The organism is Mesorhizobium amorphae (genome assembly GCF_014843845.1).
GTDB classification, from domain to species: domain Bacteria; phylum Pseudomonadota; class Alphaproteobacteria; order Rhizobiales; family Rhizobiaceae; genus Mesorhizobium; species Mesorhizobium amorphae_A.
Genome location: NZ_JHQS01000015.1, coordinates 130980 through 153318, shown reverse-complemented (window position 1 = coordinate 153318; position 22339 = coordinate 130980). Strand labels below are relative to the sequence as shown.

The 22339-nt window shown below is 63.0% G+C and carries 21 protein-coding genes; 12 read left to right on the top strand and 9 right to left on the bottom strand.

Going from position 1 to position 22339, the window contains the following annotated elements; all coding sequences use genetic code 11:
• Positions 1-61: 61 nt before the first annotated feature.
• Complete coding sequence (locus DH08_RS08460; protein ID WP_040582717.1) at positions 62-565, bottom strand: SixA phosphatase family protein; 504 nt, start codon at positions 563-565, stop codon at positions 62-64.
• A gap of 233 nt (positions 566-798) precedes the next feature.
• Between DH08_RS08460 and dksA the strand changes: the two genes are divergently transcribed.
• Complete coding sequence (gene dksA, locus DH08_RS08455) at positions 799-1215, top strand: RNA polymerase-binding protein DksA (protein ID WP_192178884.1); 417 nt, start codon at positions 799-801, stop codon at positions 1213-1215.
• Positions 1216-1336: 121 nt separating this feature from the next.
• Here dksA and DH08_RS08450 read toward each other — a convergent pair whose 3' ends face one another.
• Positions 1337-2062: a flagellar biosynthetic protein FliO gene (locus DH08_RS08450; protein ID WP_192178883.1), complete on the bottom strand. Its 726-nt coding sequence runs from the start codon at positions 2060-2062 to the stop codon at positions 1337-1339.
• 212 nt (positions 2063-2274) lie between these two features.
• Here DH08_RS08450 and cckA point away from each other — a divergent pair, with 212 nt between their 5' ends.
• Both cckA and DH08_RS08440 read left to right on the top strand, forming a co-directional pair.
• Positions 2275-4848: a cell cycle histidine kinase CckA gene (cckA, locus tag DH08_RS08445; RefSeq protein WP_192178882.1), complete on the top strand. Its 2574-nt coding sequence runs from the start codon at positions 2275-2277 to the stop codon at positions 4846-4848.
• Positions 4849-5104: 256 nt separating this feature from the next.
• The gene (locus DH08_RS08440; protein ID WP_192178881.1) at positions 5105-5812 is read left to right on the top strand and encodes a DeoD-type purine-nucleoside phosphorylase; all 708 of its coding nucleotides are present in this window, start codon (positions 5105-5107) and stop codon (positions 5810-5812) included.
• Here DH08_RS08440 and DH08_RS08435 read toward each other — a convergent pair.
• On the bottom strand, positions 5809-6108 hold the full coding sequence (locus DH08_RS08435) for a ribbon-helix-helix domain-containing protein (protein ID WP_006202029.1): 300 nt from the start codon (positions 6106-6108) through the stop codon (positions 5809-5811). The genes DH08_RS08440 and DH08_RS08435 overlap by 4 nt on opposite strands.
• 220 nt (positions 6109-6328) lie before the next feature.
• Between DH08_RS08435 and DH08_RS08430 the strand changes: the two genes are divergently transcribed.
• The 3 genes from DH08_RS08430 (at position 6329) to DH08_RS08420 (ending at position 8954) form a co-directional block, all read left to right on the top strand.
• A complete protein-coding gene (locus DH08_RS08430) occupies positions 6329-6724 on the top strand; it encodes a VOC family protein (protein WP_192178880.1) in 396 nt (131 codons plus the stop codon).
• Between the two features lie 79 nt (positions 6725-6803).
• Entirely contained in the window at positions 6804-7334 is a 531-nt protein-coding gene (locus DH08_RS08425) for a gluconate 2-dehydrogenase subunit 3 family protein (RefSeq protein ID WP_192178879.1), read from the top strand.
• Between the two features lie 48 nt (positions 7335-7382).
• Positions 7383-8954, top strand: a complete 1572-nt coding sequence (locus tag DH08_RS08420) for a GMC family oxidoreductase (RefSeq protein WP_192178878.1) — start codon at positions 7383-7385, stop codon at positions 8952-8954.
• Between the two features lie 95 nt (positions 8955-9049).
• On the opposite strand, the gene DH08_RS08415 is transcribed toward DH08_RS08420, so the two are convergent.
• Entirely contained in the window at positions 9050-9445 is a 396-nt protein-coding gene (locus DH08_RS08415) for a hypothetical protein (protein WP_192178877.1), read from the bottom strand.
• A 306-nt stretch (positions 9446-9751) separates the two neighbouring features.
• Here DH08_RS08415 and urtA point away from each other — a divergent pair, with 306 nt between their 5' ends.
• From urtA to DH08_RS08385, 6 genes are all read left to right on the top strand, one after another.
• On the top strand, positions 9752-11062 hold the full coding sequence (urtA, locus tag DH08_RS08410; protein ID WP_192178876.1) for an urea ABC transporter substrate-binding protein: 1311 nt from the start codon (positions 9752-9754) through the stop codon (positions 11060-11062).
• A 121-nt stretch (positions 11063-11183) separates the two neighbouring features.
• Complete coding sequence (gene urtB / locus DH08_RS08405; RefSeq protein WP_192178875.1) at positions 11184-12800, top strand: urea ABC transporter permease subunit UrtB; 1617 nt, start codon at positions 11184-11186, stop codon at positions 12798-12800.
• A complete protein-coding gene (gene urtC, locus DH08_RS08400) occupies positions 12797-14029 on the top strand; it encodes an urea ABC transporter permease subunit UrtC (protein WP_192178874.1) in 1233 nt (410 codons plus the stop codon). Before urtB ends, urtC begins: the two co-directional genes overlap by 4 nt.
• A 3-nt stretch (positions 14030-14032) precedes the next feature.
• Entirely contained in the window at positions 14033-14779 is a 747-nt protein-coding gene (gene urtD / locus DH08_RS08395) for an urea ABC transporter ATP-binding protein UrtD (RefSeq protein WP_192178873.1), read from the top strand.
• 69 nt (positions 14780-14848) lie between these two features.
• On the top strand, positions 14849-15544 hold the full coding sequence (urtE, locus tag DH08_RS08390; RefSeq protein WP_192178872.1) for an urea ABC transporter ATP-binding subunit UrtE: 696 nt from the start codon (positions 14849-14851) through the stop codon (positions 15542-15544).
• 262 nt (positions 15545-15806) lie between these two features.
• Positions 15807-15983 (top strand): hypothetical protein, encoded by a 177-nt coding sequence (locus DH08_RS08385; protein WP_006202039.1) that lies wholly within the window; start codon positions 15807-15809, stop codon positions 15981-15983.
• Positions 15984-15997: 14 nt separating this feature from the next.
• Here the strand turns inward: DH08_RS08385 and DH08_RS08380 are convergent, their stop codons facing one another.
• The 5 genes from DH08_RS08380 to uvrA form a co-directional block, all read right to left on the bottom strand.
• On the bottom strand, positions 15998-17149 hold the full coding sequence (locus DH08_RS08380; protein ID WP_192178871.1) for a GGDEF domain-containing protein: 1152 nt from the start codon (positions 17147-17149) through the stop codon (positions 15998-16000).
• A gap of 109 nt (positions 17150-17258) precedes the next feature.
• Positions 17259-17399: a hypothetical protein gene (locus tag DH08_RS36175; protein ID WP_246800738.1), complete on the bottom strand. Its 141-nt coding sequence runs from the start codon at positions 17397-17399 to the stop codon at positions 17259-17261.
• A 236-nt stretch (positions 17400-17635) separates the two neighbouring features.
• Positions 17636-18442 carry a DUF72 domain-containing protein gene (locus DH08_RS08370; RefSeq protein ID WP_192178869.1) on the bottom strand — a complete coding sequence of 269 codons (807 nt, stop codon included), beginning with the start codon at positions 18440-18442 and terminating at the stop codon, positions 17636-17638.
• Positions 18439-18936, bottom strand: coding sequence for a GNAT family N-acetyltransferase (locus DH08_RS08365; RefSeq protein ID WP_192178868.1), 498 nt, complete (start codon positions 18934-18936; stop codon positions 18439-18441). Before DH08_RS08365 ends, DH08_RS08370 begins: the two co-directional genes overlap by 4 nt.
• 31 nt (positions 18937-18967) lie before the next feature.
• Complete coding sequence (gene uvrA / locus DH08_RS08360; RefSeq protein WP_192178867.1) at positions 18968-21889, bottom strand: excinuclease ABC subunit UvrA; 2922 nt, start codon at positions 21887-21889, stop codon at positions 18968-18970.
• Positions 21890-22339: the final 450 nt, after the last annotated feature.

Sequence of the window (22339 nt, the reverse complement as noted above, 5' to 3'; positions counted from 1 at the left end):
GGGGTCTCTCGGGCGCTTGTCAGGCTCCGATATAGGCGTTGGACCCGTGGTTTGAAATGGCTCAGAGGTCGGCAGGCGTGAGAAAGGCTTCGAGATAGCCATTGCCTTGCGCGGCACTGGCAAGGGCGCCGGCGAAGCGCACGACAGCAAGACCGGATGTGGGAAAGCCGTGGTTCATCATGCCGCGGGCGGCTTCTTCGCCGTCGCCCGAGACCGCCATCGCCAGATCCTCCGTCATCGGGTTGTGGCCGATGACCAGCAGCGAGCCGGGCCCGCCATTGTCGCGGATGAGGGTGAGGTAACCGGCGGCGTCCTCGCTGTATAAAGTGTCGAAGAACAGCACGCGGCCGGTGTCGGTCTGCCCGGCCAGACCTTCCAGCGTCTGGCGCGCCCGCATTGCGTTAGAGCAAAGGGTGATGTCGGGAACATAGTTGCGGACGCGCATGACCTCGCCCATCAGTTCGGCATCGGCCATGCCGGCTGCATCGAGCGGACGATCGAAGTCACGGACGCCGGGCAGCGCCCATCCGGCCTTGGCATGCCTCAACAGGTACAGTCTGCTCACGGCTCCCTCACGCCACAAGATACCCGCCCGATTAGTCATCAGAACGGCCTGCTGCACAATGGCCGGCGCCACTCAAGCACAACAAATCATGTCAGAATTCGCTCGCGCCCTTGCAGCAGAAGGGTTCCGCCATCAGCTGCTAACATTTGCGTGACTCTATCGCCGATTGCGCTTGTGCAGGCTTCGGTCCGCGAATATATAGGCGCCAAATTTGGGGTTGTTGGGTGAGTCGCATGAACGACATCGTTACCGCCGATTACGTACCCTCCGAAGACGAGCCGTTCATGAACGAACGGCAGAAATCCTACTTTCGCCTAAAGCTCGTCACCTGGAAAACCGACATTTTGCGCGAAGCGCGCGAAACTCTCGAAATTCTGCAGCAGGAAAACGCCAACCATCCCGATCTCGCCGATCGCGCCTCGTCGGAAACCGACCGCGCTATCGAGCTTCGTGCCCGCGATCGTCAGCGCAAGCTCATTTCGAAGATCGATTCGGCGCTGCAGCGCATCGATGAAGGCACCTACGGCTATTGCGAGGAAACCGGCGAGCCCATCGCGCTGAAGCGGCTCGATGCACGCCCGATCGCGACCTTGTCGATCGAGGCACAGGAGCGTCACGAGCGCCGCGAGAAGGTCTATCGCGACGACTGACACCTGCAAAACCAGGCAGGTTTCATCTTCATGGCCGGGTTTCCCGGCCATTTTTGTGTCTGGTTTGTCCTGTTCAATACCGGGAAAAGTGCAGAAAAACAAAGAGTAGAGCGCTTCAGCTCTAGCGTTTGTGGTTGGCCAGTTCGCCGAGAAGCTTCGTCATTTCGTCATCGAGCGATTGCGGTGGCGCATTGGCCGCCGTTTTGCTCGCAGCCCTGGAATGCGAGTTGTCCAGCGAGACCTCGAGTTCCTGCATCAGCGTATCGTCGATGGATTCGTGCTTTGCCGGCGCCGGGGTGTGCCTGGCGGTGTTGATGGTCGACCCATAGGCCGGAAGCGGCGTAACATTGCTCGCCTGATAGTTGGGCGCGGCCGGTTTCGGTGCCGGCGCCGGCGTGACCGGGCGGGGTCGGGCAGGGGCCGGAGCGGCCGCAACTGGCTGCGGTGGCGCCTGCTTTGCCGGTGCCGGGGCGGGCTGGACTGTGCGTGGCCGCGGTGCCTGGGCCTGCTGCTGGCCGCCATCTCCGGTCAGCGCCGGGCGGCGCGGTGCCGCCAGCCGGATGTCACGTTCGACGACGACGTCGGTCGGGCCGCCGATCAGGAGCAGATGCTCGATGTCGTCGCGGCGCACCAGCACAAGCCGGCGGTGGCTGTCGACGGCGGTGGCATCCATGACGGCGAGCCGCGTCTTGCGGTTCCTGCCGCCGGCGACGAACGTTCCGAACGTCAGGCTGCGGACAAGCTTGACGATGAGCAGAACGACGACGAGCAGAACCAGCGCCGCAAATGTCCACAGGATTGCGGCGACATATCCAGGACCCGCTACGCCATCCAGCCACTGCAGCATCGGTGCCCCCAATCGGCTTTTGAAGTGAGGCGACACTAGACTGTAGCGGCAGGCCACCGCAAGTTACCTTTCCGCTTCGTGAACAGCTTGGAACAGCAATGGCCGGACGGCGCCATTTTTATCTGACATTTGCGGCCGGGGCCTTTTCCGGAATAGGAGAATGTGATTCAACCGGGCAGCGCCGGTAGACCGGATTCACAAGCAGGGGGCACATGGCCAAGGAAACGCGCGGCGATTTCTATCCGGTACCTATCGTCGATCAGAACACGCGTCCGGGCGCCGTCACCCGGCTCATCATCTTCATTGCCGTCCTGACCGGCGCCGCGATCATCTTCGGGCTTTTCCGCGAGCGCCTTGGCGATCCCTTCCTGCTTGGAATGCTGGGCGTGCTGGCGATGATCGGCGTCGGCTTCCTGTTCGCCACCGCAATCGGCTTCGTTCAGGTCGCGCCCCGCTCGACCAGCGACGAGCTGTCGAAAGCCTTCGTCGATTCGATGTCGCAAGGCCTTCTGGTCACCGACACCAAAGGGCGTGTCGTCTACGCCAACCGCGCCTATGCCGACATGACGGGTGCTGCCTCGGCGACCGACCTCAAGACGGTCGAGGGGCTGCTTTCCGACGTTCCTGAGGCCTCGATGACCATCTATCGTCTGGCATCGGGCCTGCGCGACGGCCAGCCTGGCGACGGCGAATTCCGGCTGGCGCAGTCAATCAAGCCCGGCGCCGAGCCAGGCGCGCGCTGGTACCGCGCCCGCGCCCGCACCTTCGCCGTGCCCGGCCAGCGCTTGCCCATGCTCGCCTGGCAGCTTGCCGACATCTCGCAGGAGCGGGCCGAGCAGGAGCGCTTCTTCCTCGACCTGCAAAAGGCCATCGATCACCTCGACCATGCACCGGCCGGCTTCTTTTCGGCCGACCAGGAAGGCCGTGTCACCTATATCAACGCGACGCTCGCGGAATGGCTGGGCATCGACCTTGCCAGTTTCACGCCCGGCGCCGTCTCCCTGCCGGAGATCGTCGCCGGCGACGGCATGGCGCTGGTCCGCTCGGTCAAGGCCGATCCGGGCACCACACGCAACGCCGTCATCGATCTCGATCTGACGACGATGACCGGCGAGGTGCTGCCGGTGCGTTTCATGCACCGTGTTTCGGCGAGCCGCGAAGGCATCGGCAGTCCGACCCGCACCATCGTGCTGAACCGGACGCAAGGCGAGGATGCCTCCGCCGATCTTCGCGCCTCGGAGGTCCGCTTCACTCGGTTTTTCAATTCGACACCAATGGCGATCGCCGGCGTCGACGCCAGCGGCCGCATCCTGCGCACCAATGCGCCGTTCCTGTCGCTGTTCTCCTCCGTTGTCGACCGCGACGCTGTCGACCGCCGCGTGCGGCTCGACACGGTCATCCACGAGCGCGACCGGCCGGCATTTGCCGACGCCTTCGAAAAGGCACGGCAACGACAGGCCGACATCGAGCCGATCGACACGTTGCTGCCCGGCAATGACGACCGCCACATCCGCTTCTACGTCAATGCGGTCGCCGACGGCACCGGCGGCGAGGGGGCCGAGGAATCGGCCATCGTCTATGCCGTTGAGACCACCGAGCAGAAGGCGCTCGAAGGCCAGATGGCGCAGAGCCAGAAGATGCAGGCAGTCGGCCAGCTCGCCGGCGGCATCGCGCACGACTTCAACAATGTGCTGACCGCCATCATCATGGCATCCGACCTTCTGCTGACCAATCACCGGCCGTCGGATCCGTCCTTCCCCGACATCATGAACATCAAGCAGAACGCCAACCGCGCGGCGTCGCTGGTGCGGCAGCTGCTGGCCTTCTCGCGCAAGCAGACTTTGCGGCCGGAGGTGCTCAACCTCACCGACGTGCTTGCCGACCTCAGGATGCTGCTCGCCCGCCTGGTCGGCAACGACATCAAGCTGAAGGTCGACCATGGCCGCGACCTGTGGCCGGTCAAGGTCGATATCGGCCAGTTCGAACAGGTGGTGGTGAACCTCGCCGTCAACGCACGCGATGCGATGCCGGCTGGCGGCGACCTCACCGTGCGCACCCGCAACGTCACGGCGGAGGAATGCAAGACCTTCTCCTATCGTGAACTCACCCCCGCCGATTATGTGGTGGTCGAGGTCGAGGATACCGGCAGCGGCATCGCGCCCGATGTGCTGAAGAAGATATTCGAACCCTTCTTCACCACCAAGGAGGTCGGCAAGGGCACCGGTCTCGGCCTGTCGATGGTCTACGGCATCATCAAACAGACGGGCGGCTTCATCTTCTGCGATTCCGAAGTGGGCAAGGGCTCGGTGTTCCGCATCTTCCTGCCGCGCCATGTCGCCGAGGTGAGGGCGGCGAACGAGCCCGGCGAAGCGCCGGCGGCCCCTGTCAAGGCGGCCGACACGGCCAAGGATCTGTCGGGCTCGGCCACCGTGCTGCTGGTCGAGGACGAGGACGCCGTGCGCATGGGCGGCATGCGGGCGCTGACGTCGCGCGGCTACACCGTCCACGAGGCGTCGTCGGGCGTCGAGGCGCTAGAGGTGTTCGAGGCGCTCGGCGGCAAGGTCGACATCGTCGTCTCCGATGTGGTGATGCCGGAAATGGACGGACCGACGCTGCTTGGCGAATTGCGCAAGCGCCAGCCGGACATCAAATTCGTCTTCGTCTCCGGCTATGCCGAGGATGCGTTCGCGAAAAACCTGCCGGCCGACGCGCATTTCGGTTTCCTGCCGAAGCCGTTCTCGCTCAAGCAACTGGCCACGATCGTCAAGGACGTGCTGGAATCCTAGAGCAATTCCAGGAAAAGTGCGAAGCGGTTTTCCGTCCGGAACTGCGCAAAAATAAATAGTCGCGTGCCCTCCCGAATGTGAACAAGCACACAGACGCCCGTTCCATGCCGTTTACAGGTGGCGGCGCCGGAGAACGAGCCGTCCGTTCATAACCAGTGAGGTCCGGCCACTGGAGCTTCGCAATGGGCGCTTGCGCATCCACGCCAGCCTGCCATGATTGCGGCGAAAAACGCGGCGGGGAATTGGGGTAGATGCCGTGACGCCGCACAATGAGGCTGGCAGGGGCGATTATGCCGAAACGGTGCTGTTGCCGGGTGACCCGGAGCGCGCCGAATGGATGGCTGAGACTTTTCTGGAAGCGCCGCGCTGCGTCAACCGCCGCAGGGGCGCGCTTGGCTTCACCGGGCTGTTTCGAGGCAAGCCGGTCAGCATCCAGTCGACCGGCATCGGCGTCTCGTCCTTCCTGATCTACGCCCACGAGCTGCTGGATTTCCATCGTGTCAAAACGCTTATCCGCACAGGGACCTGCGGTGGCCTGAGCGAGGACGTGGCGCTGCGCAGCATCGTCATTTCGAGTGCCGTCCACGCCGAAAGTGAACGCAGCGGCCAGGTCTTCGAACTGTACGAACGGGCAGGCCCCGATCCGGCGCTCCATACGCTGGCGCTGCAAAGGGCCGCCGACCTTGGCATCGTCTGGAGCGCGGGGCTGACGGTCTGCAGCGACATATTCTATCACCCCGACGGGCGCGACCGCTTTGCCGAAGCGCAGGCGCTTGGGGCGATTGCCGTCGATATGGAAACCAGCGCCCTCTACCGCATTTCAGCCCATTTCGGCGCGCGCGCCCTGTCGCTGCTGAATGTGGTCGATCATGTCACCACCGGCGAGCAGACCGACTATTCCGAACGCCAGGCGCTTTTCACCGACATGACGCGGCTGGCGCTCGAGGTGGCGGCCGACAGCTAGGCGGCTTGCCGCTTCGGCGTCATCTGTTCTTCCGGCCGATGGCCGCGCAGATAAAGCGCGCAGGTGGTGCGCAGCATCGACGCGAAGTTCGGGATCTGGCCGTTGATCTCGATCGCCTCGTCATAGAGTTTTGAGATGAATTTCGGCGTCGTCAGACCCTGGCTGTCGGCGATCTCGTCGAGCAATGCCCAGAACGTTGCCTCGAGCTGGATACTGGTCGAGTGGCCGTCGATGCGGATCGACCGGTTGATCTGGCGGTAGCCTTCCGGGTCCTGCCCGGCAAAAACCCTGCACATGCTTACCTCCCATTTTGTTGGTTTTGGGCGCGACCGGCAGAGATCGGCACCTTTCAGCAGTCGCTCATCTTCAGTCGGAAAACAGAAAACAGCAATCGGACTTTCGTCTTTGGCAGGAATGGCATCGGGCTTCCCGAGAGTTTCGCGTGGTACCCGGCTGCCACCACCTTTTCCCGCCGCCGCCCATAATCGCTCCAGGCACCCAGCAACGGAGACTGATTTGGCGAAGGCGATCCACACCATGATCCGGGTCCTCGACGAGGCCCGGTCCGTCGATTTTTACCGGAACGCCTTTGGACTGGACGTTGCCGACCGGCTCGATTTCGAAACCTTCACGCTCGTCTATCTCAGCAATGCCGACATACCCTTTGAAGTCGAACTGACCGTCAACAAGGACCGGCAGGAACCCTATGCGCTGGGTGACGGCTACGGCCATTTGGCGGTTTCCGTCGCCGATCTGGACAGCGAGCATGACCGGCTCGGCGCACTTGGCCTCAACCCGAAGAAGATCGTCGAGTTCAACCGCGATGGTGCATTGCTCGCGCGCTTCTTCTTCATCGAGGATCCCGACGGCTACAAGATCGAGGTCCTGCAGCGCGGAGGCCGCTTCCAATAGGGGACTATCCGCCGCGCCAACCAGCGCGGCGCCAGCAACGGCACCTCTTGAGGTGCGAACAGCAAGCAGGGAGGAAATTATGGTCACGATCTATGAGAGGAAGCCCGGACTGTCGCGGCGCGAGCTTCTGAAACGCGGCGGCGCCAGCGCATTGCTCGTCATTTCAGGCAGTGCCGTCATCAGTCCGAAACATGCCTGGGGCTTGGAGACATCGGCGCTCAAGCCCGAAACGATGGCGACGCTGATCCAGATGGCGCGCGACATCTACCCGCACGACCAAGTGCCCGACAAGTATTACGCCATCGCCGTCAAGGCGCATGACGAGCAGGCCGGTAAGGATCCGGCCCATAAGGATCTCATCGAGAACGGTATCGCCGATCTCGACAAGAAGGCCGGCAGCGGCGGCTACCGCGGGCTTGGATGGGAGGAGCAGCGTGTTGCGCTGCTGAAGGACATCGAGACCTCGCCATTCTTCCAGGCCGTGCGCGGCGGTCTCGTCGTCAGCCTCTACAACCAGAAGGAGGTCTGGCCGATCTTCGGCTACGAGGGCGAATCCTATTCCAAGGGCGGCTACATCGCGCGCGGTTTCGACGACATCGAGTGGCTCTGAGCCTCGTTCGTCCTCAACCGCTTCAGTCAGACATCATGGGAGGAAACCATGGCAGCACCATTTGATCTCAACAATGACGGCGTGGTCGTCATCATCGGCTCGGGCGCCGGCGGCGGCACGCTCGGCAACGAACTCGCCCAGAAGGGCGTCGATGTCGTCATCCTCGAGGCGGGCGCCCGTCACGAATATGATGACTTCGTCAACGACGAGTGGGACTCCTTCACCCAGCTTGCCTGGAAGGACAAGCGCACCACGTCGGGCGACTGGCGGGTGGCGAAGGATTTTCCCAACCTGCCGGCCTGGATCGTCAAATCCGTCGGCGGTTCGACTACCCACTGGGCAGGTGCCTCGCTGCGCTTCCAGGAGCATGAATTCAAGGCGCTTTCGACCTACGGGAAGGTGGAAGGCGCCAGCCTGATCGATTGGCCGATCACGCTGGCCGAGATGGAACCCTACTATGCCAAGGCCGAAGCCAAGATGGGCGTCACCGGCACCAATGACTGGCCGCGGCTGCCGGGCAACAACAACTTCAAGGTGCTGAAGGCCGGCGCCGACAAGCTTGGTTACAAGGAATGCCACACCGGCAACATGGCCATCAATTCGGTCGATCGTGACGACCGCATGTCCTGCCAGCAGACCGGCTTCTGCTTCCAAGGCTGCAAATGGGGCGCCAAATGGTCGACGCTCTACACGGAGATCCCCAAGGGCGAGGCGACCGGCCGTCTCGAGGTCCGGCCGAACGCCATGGCGGTCAAGATCAACCATGACGCGTCGGGCAAGGTGACAGGCGTCGTCTACGCCGACAAGGGCGGCAAGCTGCAGGAGCAGAAGGCGCGCATCGTCGCCGTCGCCGGGAATTCCATCGAAAGCCCGCGGCTGCTGCTCAATTCGGAATCAGCCAAATTCCCGAACGGGCTCGCCAATTCGTCGGGGCAGGTGGGCAAGAACTACATGCGCCACACCACCGGTTCGGTCTACGCCATCTTCGACAAGCCGGTGCACATGTATCGCGGCACCACCATGGCCGGCGTCATCCGCGACGAGGCGCGTCATGATCCCTCGCGCGGCTTCGTCGGTGGCTATGAAATGGAGACGCTCGCACTCGGCCTGCCGTTCATGGCCGCGTTCCTCAATCCCGGCGGCTGGGGCCGCTCCTTCACCACCGCGCTCGACCACTACGACCACATGGCGGGCCTGTGGATCGTCGGCGAGGACATGCCGCGCGCGGAAAACCGCATCACCTTGCATGCCGACGAGAAGGACGAGCATGGCATGCCGATCGCCGAAGTCCATTTCGACGACCATGCCAACGACACGGCAATGCGCGATCACGCCTATAAACAGGGCCAGGCGCTCTACGCTGCGGTCGGCGCCACCCGGACCTTCCCGACGCCGCCCTATCCCTCGACCCATAATCTCGGCACTAACCGGATGAGCGAGAAGGCGGAAGACGGCGTCGTCAACAAGCATGGCCAGGCGCACAACATCAAGAACCTGTTCGTGTCCGACGGCAGCCAGTTCACCACCGGCGGGGCCGAGAACCCGACATTGACGATCGTCTCGCTGGCGATCCGCCAGGCCGACTACATCGCCAACCAGATGTCGGAAAAAAGCATTTAGGCACTCGTCCCAATTGCCTGTTGGCGCGGAACATATCTGGCATGTTCCGCGCCTTTTTTTGACTGAGGCGGCAGGCCAGCGCCAGGCGTCGCCGCTCAGCTCCTGGTGCAGGTCGAAGCGGTGAAGGCGCCGTCGGGCTGCTTCATGATGATGTCGAAGGAAGGGCTAGTCTGGCCATCCAGGGTCGCTTGCGTCATCGAGATCGAATTGCCGCCGGTCGAGTAGCCACCGAGAGGGCCAAGCCAGCTGATCACGCCGTTGGCGTCCATCTGGTAGTTGTAGGCTTGCGGCGCGGTCCCGAACGTCACAGGGCCGGTATAGACATTGCCCTTGATGGTGATGTCGCCGAGGTTGAGGAACAGGCCGAGCAGGTAGACCTCGCAATGATAGGTTCCGTCCGGCAGCTTGCCGTCGGTGAAGTCGGCGCGTGCGCTGCCCGAGCTGGCAGACAGAAGCAAGATGCTGAAAATGCAAGAAATCCTGGATGCCATGACGTCGCTCGTTTGAACGCCGACCTTGCCTCATTTCCATGCCGGGCCGCAACCGTCGATGCGTGTCGCCGTGATGTCGCAGGCTCAAAATTTAGGCGCTGGTAAAATTTGGGCAAAATCTAGGCAGGCGTGCGCAATTTCTCCTCATTCGGGTTTCTCAATCGGCGCCATTCATGCTTGGCATCTAATATAGTAACCGGCTGATAAGGCTGGAATATCCCGGCGTGGCAGACCTCATGTCACAGTTTGGCACGGTGGTTGCATAGCTTTGTTGCGGTGCAATCAACCAGCTCGGGAGTGTGGAATATGAGGAGAAATTTCTCAAAAATAACAAAAATGTTTTCGGCAAGCGTGGTTGCTGCCGGCCTGTTGGCGTCGGCTCCCGCGAGGGCGGCGGACGACACGATCAAGGTCGGTATCCTGCACTCGCTGTCGGGGACCATGGCGATTTCGGAGACGACGCTGAAGGACGCCATGCTGATGCTCATCGAGGAGCAGAATGCCAAGGGTGGCCTGCTCGGCAAGAAACTCGAAGCGGTCGTCGTCGATCCGGCGTCCAACTGGCCGCTGTTCGCCGAAAAGGCGCGCGAACTGATCTCCAAGGACAAGGTCGCTGCCGTGTTCGGCTGCTGGACCTCGGTGTCGCGCAAGTCGGTCCTGCCGGTGTTCTCCGAGCTTGACAACATCCTCTTCTACCCCGTCCAGTATGAGGGCGAGGAAAGCGAGCGCAACGTGTTCTACACGGGTGCCGCGCCGAACCAGCAGGCGATTCCCGCCGTCGACTATCTGATGAGCGAGGACGGCGGTTCGGTGAAGCGCTGGGTGCTCGAAGGCACCGACTATGTCTATCCGCGCACCACCAACAAGATCCTCGAAGCCTATCTCAAGGCGAAGGGCGTCGCGGCGGAAGACATCATGGTCAACTACACGCCGTTCGGCTTCTCCGACTGGCAGACCGAGGTTTCGGCGATCAAAAAGTTTGGTTCCGCCGGCAAGAAGACCGCTGTCGTCTCCACCGTCAATGGCGACGCCAACGTGCCGTTCTACAAGGAGCTCGGCAACCAGGGCATCAAGGCCGAGGACATCCCGGTCATGGCCTTCTCGGTCGGCGAGGAAGAGCTTGCCGGTCTCGACACCGCGCCGCTGGTCGGCCATCTCGCCGCCTGGAACTACTTCGAAAGCGTCGACACGCCGGAGAACAAGAAGTTCATCGCCGACTGGCACAAGTTCATCAAGAACGACAAGCGCACCACCAACGACCCGATGGAAGCCCACTATATCGGCTTCAACATGTGGGTGAAGGCGGTCGAAAAGGCTGGCACCACCGATCCGGACAAGGTCATCGACGCCATGATCGGCGTCTCCGTGCCGAACCTGACCGGCGGCTATTCGACCATGATGCCGAACCACCACATCACCAAGCCGGTGCTGATCGGCGAGATCCAGGCCGACGGCCAGTTCGAGACGGTGTCGCAGACGTCCGGCCTCGTGATGGGCGACGAATGGTCAGACTATCTGCCGGACTCCAAGGACCTGATCTCCGATTGGCGCGCGCCTCTGTCCTGCGGCAACTTCAATGTCGCCACCGGCAAGTGCGGCGGCAAGGGAACCAACTGATCCTCCCGGGTCTGACCGGTCGCGGATTCTTCCGCGACCCAGGCCGCGAAGCGTCCGGGCGAGCTTTTCCTCCAGACCGCCCGGACGCGCAATTCCAGATCACAGAAGAGTATCTGAACGGATGATCCTGTTGCGCGCTCTCGGTCTCACGCTGTTGTTCCTGATGGCAAGCCTGTTGCCGTCGAACGCAGCCGAAGCCGATCTGCGCGCCATCATCGCCAAATTCGCCACCGGCACCGGCTTTTCGGCCACCGAGGCCGTGGTGCGTGAGCTTGCAGCCACTGGCGACCCTCTGGTCGAACGCCCACTCGCGGCACTGGCCGAGGGCAATCTCTACATCCGCAAGGCCGATTCCGCGGTCTTCGTCGGCAACGAAAGCGGCGACAGCGTCGAACTGCTCGACCCGCTGAGCGGCCAAAAGTCCGCCGAGGCCGCGAAGGCCGACATCACCAAGATCAAGGTCAACAACACGCTGCGCCGCGTCATCCGCGACGCGCTGGGCACGCTGACTCTACGCGCCAAGGATCCGGCCGTGCGCGTCGCCGCCGCCGCCACCATGTTCAAGACCCCCGATGCCGCCAACATCGAACCGCTCGATGCGGCCATCGCCGCTGAAACCGACGCCAACGTCAAGGCGCTGTTCGAGCAGGCCCGGGCGGCGTCGGTTCTTGTTTCCGACAGACCCGAGGCCGACAGGCTCGCTGCCGTCGCCCTGATCGGCGCGCGCGGCGACCGCGACGCGCTCTCGCTGCTCACCTCGGTGGAGGCCAATTCGCAAGGCGCGGTCAAGGATGCGGCGACGGCGGCGATCGGGAGCATCAACTCGTCGCTGGCGCTCTGGGATGCCGGCCAGAATATCTGGTACGGCATCTCGCTGGGCTCGGTGCTGCTGCTGGCCGCCATTGGTCTTGCCATCACCTTCGGCGTCATGGGCGTCATCAACATGGCGCATGGCGAGATGGTCATGCTCGGCGCCTACACCACCTTCGTCGTCCAGCAGGTGATCCGCACCTCCTTTCCCGGCCTGTTCGACTGGTCGCTGGTCATCGCCCTGCCACTCGCCTTCCTCGTTGCGGCCCTTGTCGGGCTCATCATCGAGCGCGGTGTCATCCGCTTCCTCTACGGCCGGCCGCTGGAGACGCTTTTAGCGACCTGGGGCGTCTCGCTGATCCTGCAGCAGGCGGTGCGCAGCATTTTCGGACCGACCAACCAGGAGGTCGGCAATCCTTCCTGGATGTCTGGCTCCGTCGACATCGGCCAGTTGGCTGTGACCTGGAACCGGCTGTGGATCCTGGTCTTCGCGCTCGGCGTCTTCGCCGTGCTGCTCTACGTGATGAAGCGCACGCCCTGGGGCCTGCAGATGCGCGCCGTCACCGCCAACCGCCGCATGGCCGCCTCGATGGGCATCAGGGCACCCTGGGTCGACGCGCTGACCTTTGCGCTCGGCTCCGGCATCGCCGGCATCGCCGGCGTCGCGCTCAGCCAGATCGACAATGTCTCGCCCAATCTCGGCCGCGGCTACATCATCGACAGCTTCATGGTCGTGGTCTTCGGCGGCGTCGGCAATCTGTGGGGCACGCTGGTCGGCGCCTTCTCGCTCGGCATCGTCAACAAGTTCCTCGAGCCCTATGCCGGCGCTGTGCTCGGCAAGATCGTCGTTCTCGTCCTCATCATCCTGTTCATCCAGAAACGCCCGCGCGGCCTGTTCGCGCTCAAGGGCAGGGCGGTGGAAGCATGATCACCGGACGCTTCTTCGCCGCTGGCGCGGACCGCCGCATCGCCATCACGATTCTGATCCTGCTGGCGGCCGCGATCGTCGTGCCGCTGCTCAATCTCGCGGTGTCGCCGGCGAGCGCCTTCTATATCCCGTCCTACATCGTTGCGCTCACCGGCAAATATCTCTGCTACGCGCTGCTCGCTCTGGCGCTCGATCTGGTCTGGGGCTATTGCGGCATCCTCTCGCTCGGCCATGGCGCCTTCTTCGCGCTCGGCGGCTATGCGATGGGAATGTATCTGATGCGCCAGATCGGCTCGCGCGGCGTCTACGGCAATCCGATCCTGCCCGACTTCATGGTGTTCCTGAACTACAAGGAACTGCCGTGGTTCTGGTACGGTTTCGACCATTTCTGGTTCGCGGCCATCATGGTGCTGGCCGTGCCTGGCCTGCTCGCCTTCGTCTTCGGCTGGTTCGCCTTCCGCAGCCGCGTCACCGGCGTCTACCTGTCGATCATCACCCAGGCGATGACCTATGCCCTGCTGCTCGCCTTCTTCCGCAACGACATGGGTTTTGGCGGCAATAACGGCCTGACCGACTTCAAGGATATTTTGGGCTTTAATGTGCAGGCCGATGCGACCCGCTCGGCCCTGTTTGCGGCCAGTGCGATCACCCTTGCACTCGCCGTCTTCATCACCTGGGCGATCGTTGGCTCTAAATACGGCAAGCTCTTGATGGCGGTGCGCGATGCCGAAAGCCGCACGCGCTTCCTCGGCTGGCGGGCCGAAAACGTGAAACTGTTCGCCTTCACCGTATCGGCGATCATGGCCGGCATTGCCGGTGCGCTCTACGTGCCGCAGGTCGGCATCATCAATCCCGGGGAGTTCGAGCCGTCCAATTCTATCGAGGTCGTGGTCTGGGCCGCCGTCGGCGGCCGAGGCACGATCGTCGGGCCGATCATCGGCGCGCTGCTTGTCAACGCCGGCAAATCCTGGTTCACCGGCGCGCTGCCGGAATTCTGGCTGTTCGCGCTCGGCGGATTGTTCGTCGCCGTAACGCTGTTCCTGCCCAAGGGCATCATCGGCATGTGGGACTCATGGCGCGGCAACGCCAGGGCGCAGCGCGCGGCCTCGCTCGCCAAGGAAGCCGGCACCGATCCCAAAGTTCCGCCACCGCCGAAGGTCGTTCGCAGCGCGGCGACAAAGCCGGGCGACTGGTCCGCGTCCGGCCCCGAACCACAGCCGGCGGAGTGAGCGATGTCGAAGTCGAACACCATCCTCTATCTCGACGGCGTCTCGGTCTCCTTCGACGGATTCCGCGCCATCAACAATCTGTCGCTGGTGCTGGACAAGGGCGAGATGCGCGCCATCATCGGTCCCAATGGCGCCGGCAAGACGACGATGATGGACATCGTGACCGGCAAGACGCGCCCCGACGAGGGCGAGGTCTTCTTCGACGGCCAGGTGGACCTTACCAAGCACGACGAGGCCGAGATCGCCATGATGGGCATCGGCCGGAAATTCCAGAAGCCGACCGTCTTCGAAAGCCACAGCATCGAAGAGAACCTGATGCTGGCGCTGAAGGGCCCGCGCTCGATCTTCCCGGCGCTGTTCCATCGCCGCTCGGCGGCCGAGGCGCGGCGGATCGACGATATCCTCGGCATCATCAGGCTCGGCGACAAGCGAGGCGAACTCGCCGCCAATCTGAGCCACGGGCAGAAGCAGTGGCTGGAGATCGGCATGCTGCTGGCGCAGGACCCGAAACTGCTTCTGGTCGACGAACCTGTCGCCGGCATGACCGACGCCGAGACCGAAGAGACCGCTCGTCTGCTCAAGGATATCGCGCGCGACCATTCGGTCGTCGTCGTTGAGCACGATATGCATTTCGTGCGCGAACTCGGCGTCAAGGTCACATGCCTGCATGAAGGCTCGGTGCTGTCCGAAGGCTCGCTCGATTTCGTCTCGGCCGATGAGCGTGTCGTCGAAGTCTATCTCGGGAGATGATCATGGTCTGGCGGGTGCAATTCCATCGCTTCGATCTGTCGTTTCTCAGGTTCTGGGGAAGGCGCTGACATGCTCGAAGTTTCGAATGCCACGCTTCACTACGGTGCCGCCCAGGCGTTGCGCGGCGTCTCGCTCAAGGCCGGCGCCGGCAAGATCACTTGCGTGCTCGGCCGCAACGGCGTCGGCAAGACCAGTTTGATGAGATCGATCGTCGGCCACCACCGGCTGACGAGCGGAAGTGTTGCCTTCGAGGGGAAGGCGCTCGACCGGAGCGCGGCGTATGACCGCGCCCGGTCGGGCATCGCATTCGTACCGCAGGGCAGGGAGATCTTTCCGCTGCTGACGGTCAAGGAAAACCTGGAATCGGGCTTTGCACCACTGAAGCGCGCCGAGCGCAACATTCCGGGCCACGTCTTCGAGCTGTTTCCTGTGCTCAAGCAGATGCTGTCGCGCCGTGGCGGCGACCTGTCGGGCGGCCAGCAGCAGCAGCTCGCCATCGGCAGGGCGCTGGTCATGCGGCCAAAGCTGTTAGTGCTCGACGAGCCGACCGAAGGCATCCAACCGTCAATCATCAAGGACATCGGCCGCGCCATCCGCTATCTGCGCGACCAGGCCGGCATTGCCGTGCTCCTGGTCGAACAGTATCTCGACTTCTGCCGCGAGCTTGCCGACGAGGTCAACATCATGGACCGTGGCCAGATCGTCCATACTGGCCCGGCGGAAGATCTCGACCGCGCCGATGTCAGGAAGTTTCTGACTGTCTAGACCGCTCGTCGGCCTTTCTTCTCCGGCGGCTCCAGTCATTCTCCAATCATGCTGTCAGCAACTCTGGCGCGCCAAGAACTGCATGCTACTCTTTGCTTGGCTTTGGTGAGTCGGCCACTTTCCGTACCAGTCTGTTTTTGGGTCAGATCAAAGGGACGGCGCGGGCTCGGCGGCAAGTTCCACGCAAGCATGGCCTCCTATCCTCCTCCTGCGATCTGAGTTTGTTCAACGCGTTTGGGCAATCTGGCTTGGGGAACGGCCAATGGAGCGTTTTGTCGAGGACTACCAGAAACGGCGGCTCACCGAGCGCGTCGACATCATCACCGCCATCAACATCCTGAGGTCGCAGGGCTACGATCCCGACGAGCTGATCGGCGAGATCACCAAAGTGTTCTACGTCGACCTCGATGCCTACAACGAGATCGTCATGGCGTCATAGCGCCGGCGAAGCTGTTAGCCCGTTCGCCTGAACGTCGAGGCAAGCACACGGTTACGGCCGCCGTGCTTGGCGGCATAGAGCGCCTTGTCGGCGGTGCTGAGCACCTTGTCGAAACTCATGCCGTCCTTGCTGCCGAAGGCATAGCCGGCACTGACCGTGCACGACAGCGGGCGCGCCTCGGTCTCGATCCGCCGCGCTGCAAAGGACGCACGGATGCGTTCGGCGGCAAATTCCGCCTTCTCGGGCAAGGTGCGCTTCATGACCAGCGCGAATTCCTCGCCGCCCATGCGCGCAGCGGAATCGGTCGGCAGCAGATTGCCGGTAAGCTCCTCGGCGAACACTCTCAACACTTCATCGCCGGTAGCATGGCCGAACTCGTCGTTGATGGCCTTGAAGCCGTCGAGGTCGAACACGACCACGGCCGTGAAGGCGCCGACCGGCGCATTGCCATGCAGGTCGAACAGCGCGCGGCGGTTGAGCAGGCCGGTCAGCGGATCGGTCAGCGCATTGCGGCGATGATGCTGCGCCAGGCGCCCCTGGTTTAGCGCCAGCGACAGCGCGCCGATGCCGGTCATGCAGGCGATGACGATGACCAGGCTGAGATCCTCGGCCCAGTTGCTCGGCGCATGGCCGAGCACGAGCTTGCCGTCCCGCGCCAGAACCGTGGCGCATAGCAGGAAGGATATCGCGGTGATCGAATAGAGCGTGGCGACGCCGATGATCGGGACGGCGGATTCGCTGCGCCCCTTCCAGTATTCGAGTGCGGTAGCGAACAGCAGCAGCGCGGCAAAGGAATTTTCCAGTATGAAACCCAGCCCGTCATAACCGAGCGCCATTGGTGGCAGGGCCGCGGCCAGTGAGATGCCGGCGCCAAGAGCGATATGCGGCAGCGGAGAGCGGCCTGTCGTGAACTGGTGGGCCGCACCCAGCATGGTCGAGAAGCCGAGCAGCAGCAGGGCGAGCGTGGCGACGCCGAGCATTGGCCCAGGCTTGTCGATATAGGCCTTATAGGCAAAGACGTCGCCGACAACCAGCAGCACGCTGACCGCCCAGGTCAGCAGGAATTTCTCTGAACGCGCGGTGAGCCAGATGCCGAACAACGTCAGGCTCAGGCAGGCGGCGGAAAAGCCGACCGCGAGCAGCAATGAGTTGTAGTCGAGCGCCATGCCTCGTCCTTGCCCGCGCTGGTGCAGTTCAGCGCCCGGTTGGATTCATGCAGCAAGGAGGTATCGATAAGGTTACGATATCCGGTGAAGATGTCGAGATTCCACTGGGTTAGAGGATCGCCACCGACAAAAGCAGAATGAGGCCGACCCCCACCATCAGCAGTCCCGGCCAATTCTGTGAAAGGCCGAGGAAACCGAGCCCGCGCCGGCTTGGCTCAAGCGTTGGCCCCTGGGTTGCGAGATTTGGCATCGGCCGATCCGAGGCTGCAGGCGCCGGACCGCTAAGCCGCCCCCGCCTGAGGGCTGCGCCCGCCATGTAGACAACGCCAGCGACAGTCAACAACGCCCCAATGAGAATGACAGCCATCGTTCCTCGCCTCTAGTCGCGTCCACAGGCGCCCGCCTGGCTGCCCGCCTAGGCAAACGATCAAGATGCCCTGCAGGTTCCGACAGGGGCTGCTGGACGCAATGAAGGCTCGCCGCTCCCTAGTCCATCACCCGTTTCATCAGCGCCATGGCGCCGAAGGGCGCGCGGACTTTGCCTTCGGTGATGAAGTAGGCGAACACATCGCGCGGCTTGACAGGCGCCTCGGTCGAAGGGTCGGCGCGTGGCAGATCGGCTGGCACCTTGCCTTCCGCCCAGGCCTTCACCCGCGCCGCCCACTCATCGAGGCCTTTTGGTGTGTAGCAGTCGGGATTGTCGTCGCTGCCGGTCTGCAGCCGCGCATAGATGAAATCGCCGGTGACGTCGGCAATCCCAGGATATTTGGCATGGTCGGCATAGACGATCGCCACCTTGTATTTGCGCGCCAGCGCTGGGAATTCCGGCACGACAAAACTGTCGTGCCGCACTTCCACCGCATGGCACAGCGCGACGCCGTCCTGCTTTTCCGGCAGGAGCTTCAGAAAAGCTTCGAAATCGTCCGGATCGAATTTCTTGGTCGGGGCGAACTGCCACAGGATCGGCCCGAGCTTGTCGCCGAGCGCCGCAACCCCGGAACCGAGGAAACGCGTCATCGAGTCACCGGCCTCGCCGAGCACGCGCCGGTTGGTGACGAAGCGGTTGCCCTTCAGCGAATAGACAAAACCATCAGGCGCCTCGCTGGCCCATTTGACGAAGGTCGGCTCCTTGAAGCTGGAATAGTAGGTGCCGTTGACTTCGATGCTCGGCACCTGACGGCTGGCATACTGCAGCTGTTTCGTCTTGGAGAGTTTGTCCGGGTAGAAGGACGTGTCCCACGGCTCGAAGGTCCAGCCGCCCATGCCGGCGCGGATTTTTCCCTGGCTGCTCATCGTCGTCCTCCCAATGCTCGAAAATCAGACGCTACGGCGCCGTCGACGGGCTTGGCCATGTCGACGACTGTCCATCCTGGCCGGTAGGGATTGGGCCGTCGACCCGTTTCCCGGAAATCATAGGCCGCGTAGAGCGCAATGTTCCGCTCCATGCGCGAATTGGTGTAAAGCCGCACCTCCGGCAAGCCCCACAGTCGCGTCTGCTCCTCGGCGAAATCGAGCAGCCTGATGCCGAGTTTCTTGCCCTGAAAGGCAGGCGAGACCGCGACGCTGAAGATCATCGCATGATCGGGATGCCGCTCGAGAACGATCAGTCCGGCCAATTCGGAGCCGCTCTCCAGCAGCCAGACCTCGCCGCGTTCGATCCGCGGCGCATAGTCCTCGGTGACCGGGATCGGCGGCGCGCCCAACAAGTCGGTGTAGGGTGCATAGGCAACATTGGTCAGCGAGACGACAGTTTGCAGATCACCGGCAAGCGCTTGTCTGATGGTCATTCAAAAACTCTCCAGACACTGCCTTGTCTGCTCACTCCGCCGCTTCGCGCTTGCCTCCGGGGCGCCGTTCCAGAAGCTCCTTGAGGAACTGGCCGGTATAGCTGCGCTTCTCGCGCACGACCGCTTCCGGCGTTCCTGAGGCGACCAGCTCGCCGCCGCCGTCGCCACCCTCGGGGCCAAGGTCGAGCACCCAGTCGGCGGTCTTTATCACCTCGAGATTGTGCTCGATGACCACCACAGTGTTGCCCTGGTCGACCAGTTCGTGCAGCACTTCCAACAGCTTTGCGACATCGTGGAAATGCAGGCCGGTGGTCGGCTCGTCGAGGATGTAGAGCGTCTTGCCGGTCGCCTTGCGCGACAGTTCCTTGGCGAGCTTGATGCGCTGCGCCTCGCCGCCCGAAAGCGTCGTCGCCTGCTGGCCGATATGGATGTAGCCGAGGCCGACCTGCTTCAGCGTCTCCAGCTTGTCGCGCACGCCGGGCACGGCGGCGAAGAAGTCGACGCCTTCCTCAACCGTCATGTCCAAAACATCGGCGATCGACTTGCCCTTGAACAGGACATCCAGCGTCTCGCGGTTGTAGCGCTTGCCGTGGCAGACGTCGCAGGTGACGTAGACGTCGGGCAGGAAGTGCATCTCGATCTTTATGACGCCGTCGCCCTGGCAGGCTTCGCAGCGCCCGCCCTTGACGTTGAAGGAGAAACGTCCCGGCTGGTAGCCGCGCGCCTTGGCCTCCGGCAGCCCAGCGAACCAGTCGCGGATCGGCGTGAAGGCGCCGGTATAGGTGGCCGGGTTGGAGCGTGGGGTCCGTCCAATGGGCGACTGGTCGATGTCGATGACCTTGTCGAGGAATTCGAGACCCTCGATGCGATCGTGATCGGCCGGATGCTCGCGCGAGCCCATGATGCGGCGCGAGGCCGCCTTGAACAGCGTCTCGATCAGGAAGGTCGACTTGCCGCCACCCGACACGCCCGTGACAGCGGTGAAGGTGCCGAGCGGGATTTCGGCGGTCACGTTCTTCAGATTGTTGCCGCGCGCGCCGACGATCTTCAGCCGCCGGTTCTTCTTCGCCTCGCGCCGCACCGCCGGCGTCGCCACTTCGAGCTCACCCGACAGATATTTGCCGGTGATCGAGGCAGGCGTCGCCATGATCTGCTGCGGTGTTCCCTGGGCGATGATCTCGCCGCCATGGATGCCGGCGGCCGGGCCGATGTCGACGACATAGTCGGCATGCAGGATGGCATCCTCGTCATGCTCGACGACGATGACCGTGTTGCCGATGTCGCGCAGATGCTTCAGCGTGTCGAGCAGGCGTGCATTGTCGCGCTGGTGCAGGCCGATCGAAGGCTCGTCCAGCACATAGAGCACGCCGGTGAGGCCGGAGCCGATTTGCGAGGCCAGCCGGATGCGCTGGCTCTCGCCGCCCGACAGCGTGCCGGAATTGCGCGACAGCGTCAGATAGTCGAGCCCGACATCGTTGAGGAAGCGCAACCGCTCGCGGATTTCCTTCAGCACCCGCACCGCGATCTCGTTCTGCTTGTCGTTGAGCTGCGCGGGCAGGTCGGTGAACCACTGGTCGGCCTTGCGGATCGATTGCTCGGTGACCTCGCCGATATGCTTTCCCGCGATCTTCACCGCCAGCGCTTCCGGCTTCAGCCGGTAGCCTTTGCAGACGGGGCAGGGCGTCGCCGACATGAAGCGCTCGATTTCCTCGCGCATCCAGGCGGATTCGGTCTCCTTCCAGCGCCGCTCGAGATTGGGGATGACGCCTTCGAAAGTCTTGGTCGTCTTGTAGGAGCGCAGGCCGTCATCATACTGGAAGGTGATCTCGCGCTCGCCCGTGCCGCGCAGGATCGCCTCCTGGGCCTCAGTGGTCAGATCCTTGAACTTGTCGCCAAGCTTGAAGCCATAGGCCTTGCCCAAAGCTTCCAGAGTCTGCGCGTAATAGGGCGAGGTCGACTTGGCCCATGGGCTGACGGCGCCGTCGCGCAGCGAGACGTTCTCGTCCGGCACGACCAGATTGCCGTCGATAGCGCGCTGGCTGCCGAGACCGTCGCAGGTCGGACAGGCGCCGAAAGGGTTGTTGAAGGAGAACAGCCTGGGCTCGATCTCCGGAATGGTGAAACCGGACACCGGGCAGGCGAACTTCTCCGAGAACAGGATGCGCTCATGCGTCTCGTTCTTCGACTTGTTGACGGAATCCTCGCCGGTCTGGCTGGCGTCGAGCGGCCGGTCGGCGAACTCGGCCACCGCCAGCCCTTCGGCGAGCTTCAGCGCCGTCTCGATGGAATCGGCAAGTCGCGTCGCCAGGTCGCCGCGCACCACGATGCGGTCGACGACGACGTCGATGTCGTGCTTGTATTTCTTGTCCAGCGCCGGCACATCTGCGATCTCGTAGAAGACGCCGTCGACCTTGACGCGCTGAAAGCCCTTCTTCTGCAACTCCAGCAGTTCCTTGCGATACTCGCCTTTGCGGCCGCGCACGATCGGCGCCAGCAGGAACAGGCGGGTGCCTTCCTCGACGGCCAGCACGCGGTCGACCATCTGCGACACCGTCTGGCTTTCGATCGGCAGGCCGGTGGCCGGCGAATAGGGAATGCCGACGCGCGCGAACAAAAGCCGCATGTAGTCATAGATCTCGGTGACGGTGCCGACCGTCGAGCGCGGGTTTTTCGAGGTGGTCTTCTGTTCGATTGAGATGGCAGGCGACAGGCCGTCGATCTGGTCGACGTCGGGCTTCTGCATCATTTCGAGGAATTGCCGCGCATAGGCCGACAGGCTCTCGACATAGCGGCGCTGGCCTTCGGCATAGATGGTGTCGAAGGCAAGCGACGACTTGCCGGACCCCGACAGGCCGGTCATGACGATCAGGCTGTCACGCGGCAGGTCGAGATCGACATTCTTCAGATTGTGTTCGCGCGCCCCGCGAATGGAAAGGTATTTATGGTCGGCCATCGCCGGTCGCCGCCTCAGGTCTGGAATTCGTGGGATCGGCGGGTTTTCCCGGCCATCCCCTATGTAGGTATTTTCGCCGCCACGTCGAGAGACGCCACAAATCTCGACAGAAGCCTTTAACCGTCTTTCGCGCGAGGGGGCAAGCGGAAAGAACAAAGGCCGAACACGCTCCTGACAAATCGGAACGGCGGGCACTCCGTTGAGCAAGTTCCGGCATGTCGCCCTTACCTGCACGTAACCTCCCGGCGATCACATTTTCCGTAACCGGCTATTCAAAGGTTGACGCTGCCGACTCGGGGGCGCAGTGTCCGACGGTCAACGGAGCCGGCCGTCTTTCGATGGCCTCGCCGCCTCAGGCGGCTTGCGAGACGCCGCAGGCTTTTGCGATTTGCGCTTCGGACGACATGTCGCAACGGACAGAGGAGTGGAGCATGACGCCACCGGACAGTC

Excerpts from the sequence above, each read along its gene's own strand:
- DH08_RS08435 (WP_006202029.1), bottom strand. The coding sequence starts at position 6,108 with ATGTGCAGGGTTTTTGCCGGGCAGGACCCGGAAGGCTACCGCCAGATC.
- urtC (WP_192178874.1), top strand. The coding sequence starts at position 12,797 with ATGATCACCGGACGCTTCTTCGCCGCTGGCGCGGACCGCCGCATCGCC.
- DH08_RS08365 (WP_192178868.1), bottom strand. The coding sequence starts at position 18,936 with ATGACCATCAGACAAGCGCTTGCCGGTGATCTGCAAACTGTCGTCTCG.
- uvrA (WP_192178867.1), bottom strand. The coding sequence starts at position 21,889 with ATGGCCGACCATAAATACCTTTCCATTCGCGGGGCGCGCGAACACAAT.
- dksA (WP_192178884.1), top strand. The coding sequence starts at position 799 with ATGAACGACATCGTTACCGCCGATTACGTACCCTCCGAAGACGAGCCG.
- urtA (WP_192178876.1), top strand. The coding sequence starts at position 9,752 with ATGAGGAGAAATTTCTCAAAAATAACAAAAATGTTTTCGGCAAGCGTG.
- DH08_RS36175 (WP_246800738.1), bottom strand. The coding sequence starts at position 17,399 with ATGCCAAATCTCGCAACCCAGGGGCCAACGCTTGAGCCAAGCCGGCGC.
- urtD (WP_192178873.1), top strand. The coding sequence starts at position 14,033 with ATGTCGAAGTCGAACACCATCCTCTATCTCGACGGCGTCTCGGTCTCC.
- urtE (WP_192178872.1), top strand. The coding sequence starts at position 14,849 with ATGCTCGAAGTTTCGAATGCCACGCTTCACTACGGTGCCGCCCAGGCG.
- DH08_RS08380 (WP_192178871.1), bottom strand. The coding sequence starts at position 17,149 with ATGGCGCTCGACTACAACTCATTGCTGCTCGCGGTCGGCTTTTCCGCC.
- DH08_RS08415 (WP_192178877.1), bottom strand. The coding sequence starts at position 9,445 with ATGGCATCCAGGATTTCTTGCATTTTCAGCATCTTGCTTCTGTCTGCC.
- urtB (WP_192178875.1), top strand. The coding sequence starts at position 11,184 with ATGATCCTGTTGCGCGCTCTCGGTCTCACGCTGTTGTTCCTGATGGCA.
- DH08_RS08420 (WP_192178878.1), top strand. The coding sequence starts at position 7,383 with ATGGCAGCACCATTTGATCTCAACAATGACGGCGTGGTCGTCATCATC.
- DH08_RS08450 (WP_192178883.1), bottom strand. The coding sequence starts at position 2,062 with ATGCTGCAGTGGCTGGATGGCGTAGCGGGTCCTGGATATGTCGCCGCA.
- cckA (WP_192178882.1), top strand. The coding sequence starts at position 2,275 with ATGGCCAAGGAAACGCGCGGCGATTTCTATCCGGTACCTATCGTCGAT.
- DH08_RS08370 (WP_192178869.1), bottom strand. The coding sequence starts at position 18,442 with ATGAGCAGCCAGGGAAAAATCCGCGCCGGCATGGGCGGCTGGACCTTC.
- DH08_RS08385 (WP_006202039.1), top strand. The coding sequence starts at position 15,807 with ATGGAGCGTTTTGTCGAGGACTACCAGAAACGGCGGCTCACCGAGCGC.
- DH08_RS08425 (WP_192178879.1), top strand. The coding sequence starts at position 6,804 with ATGGTCACGATCTATGAGAGGAAGCCCGGACTGTCGCGGCGCGAGCTT.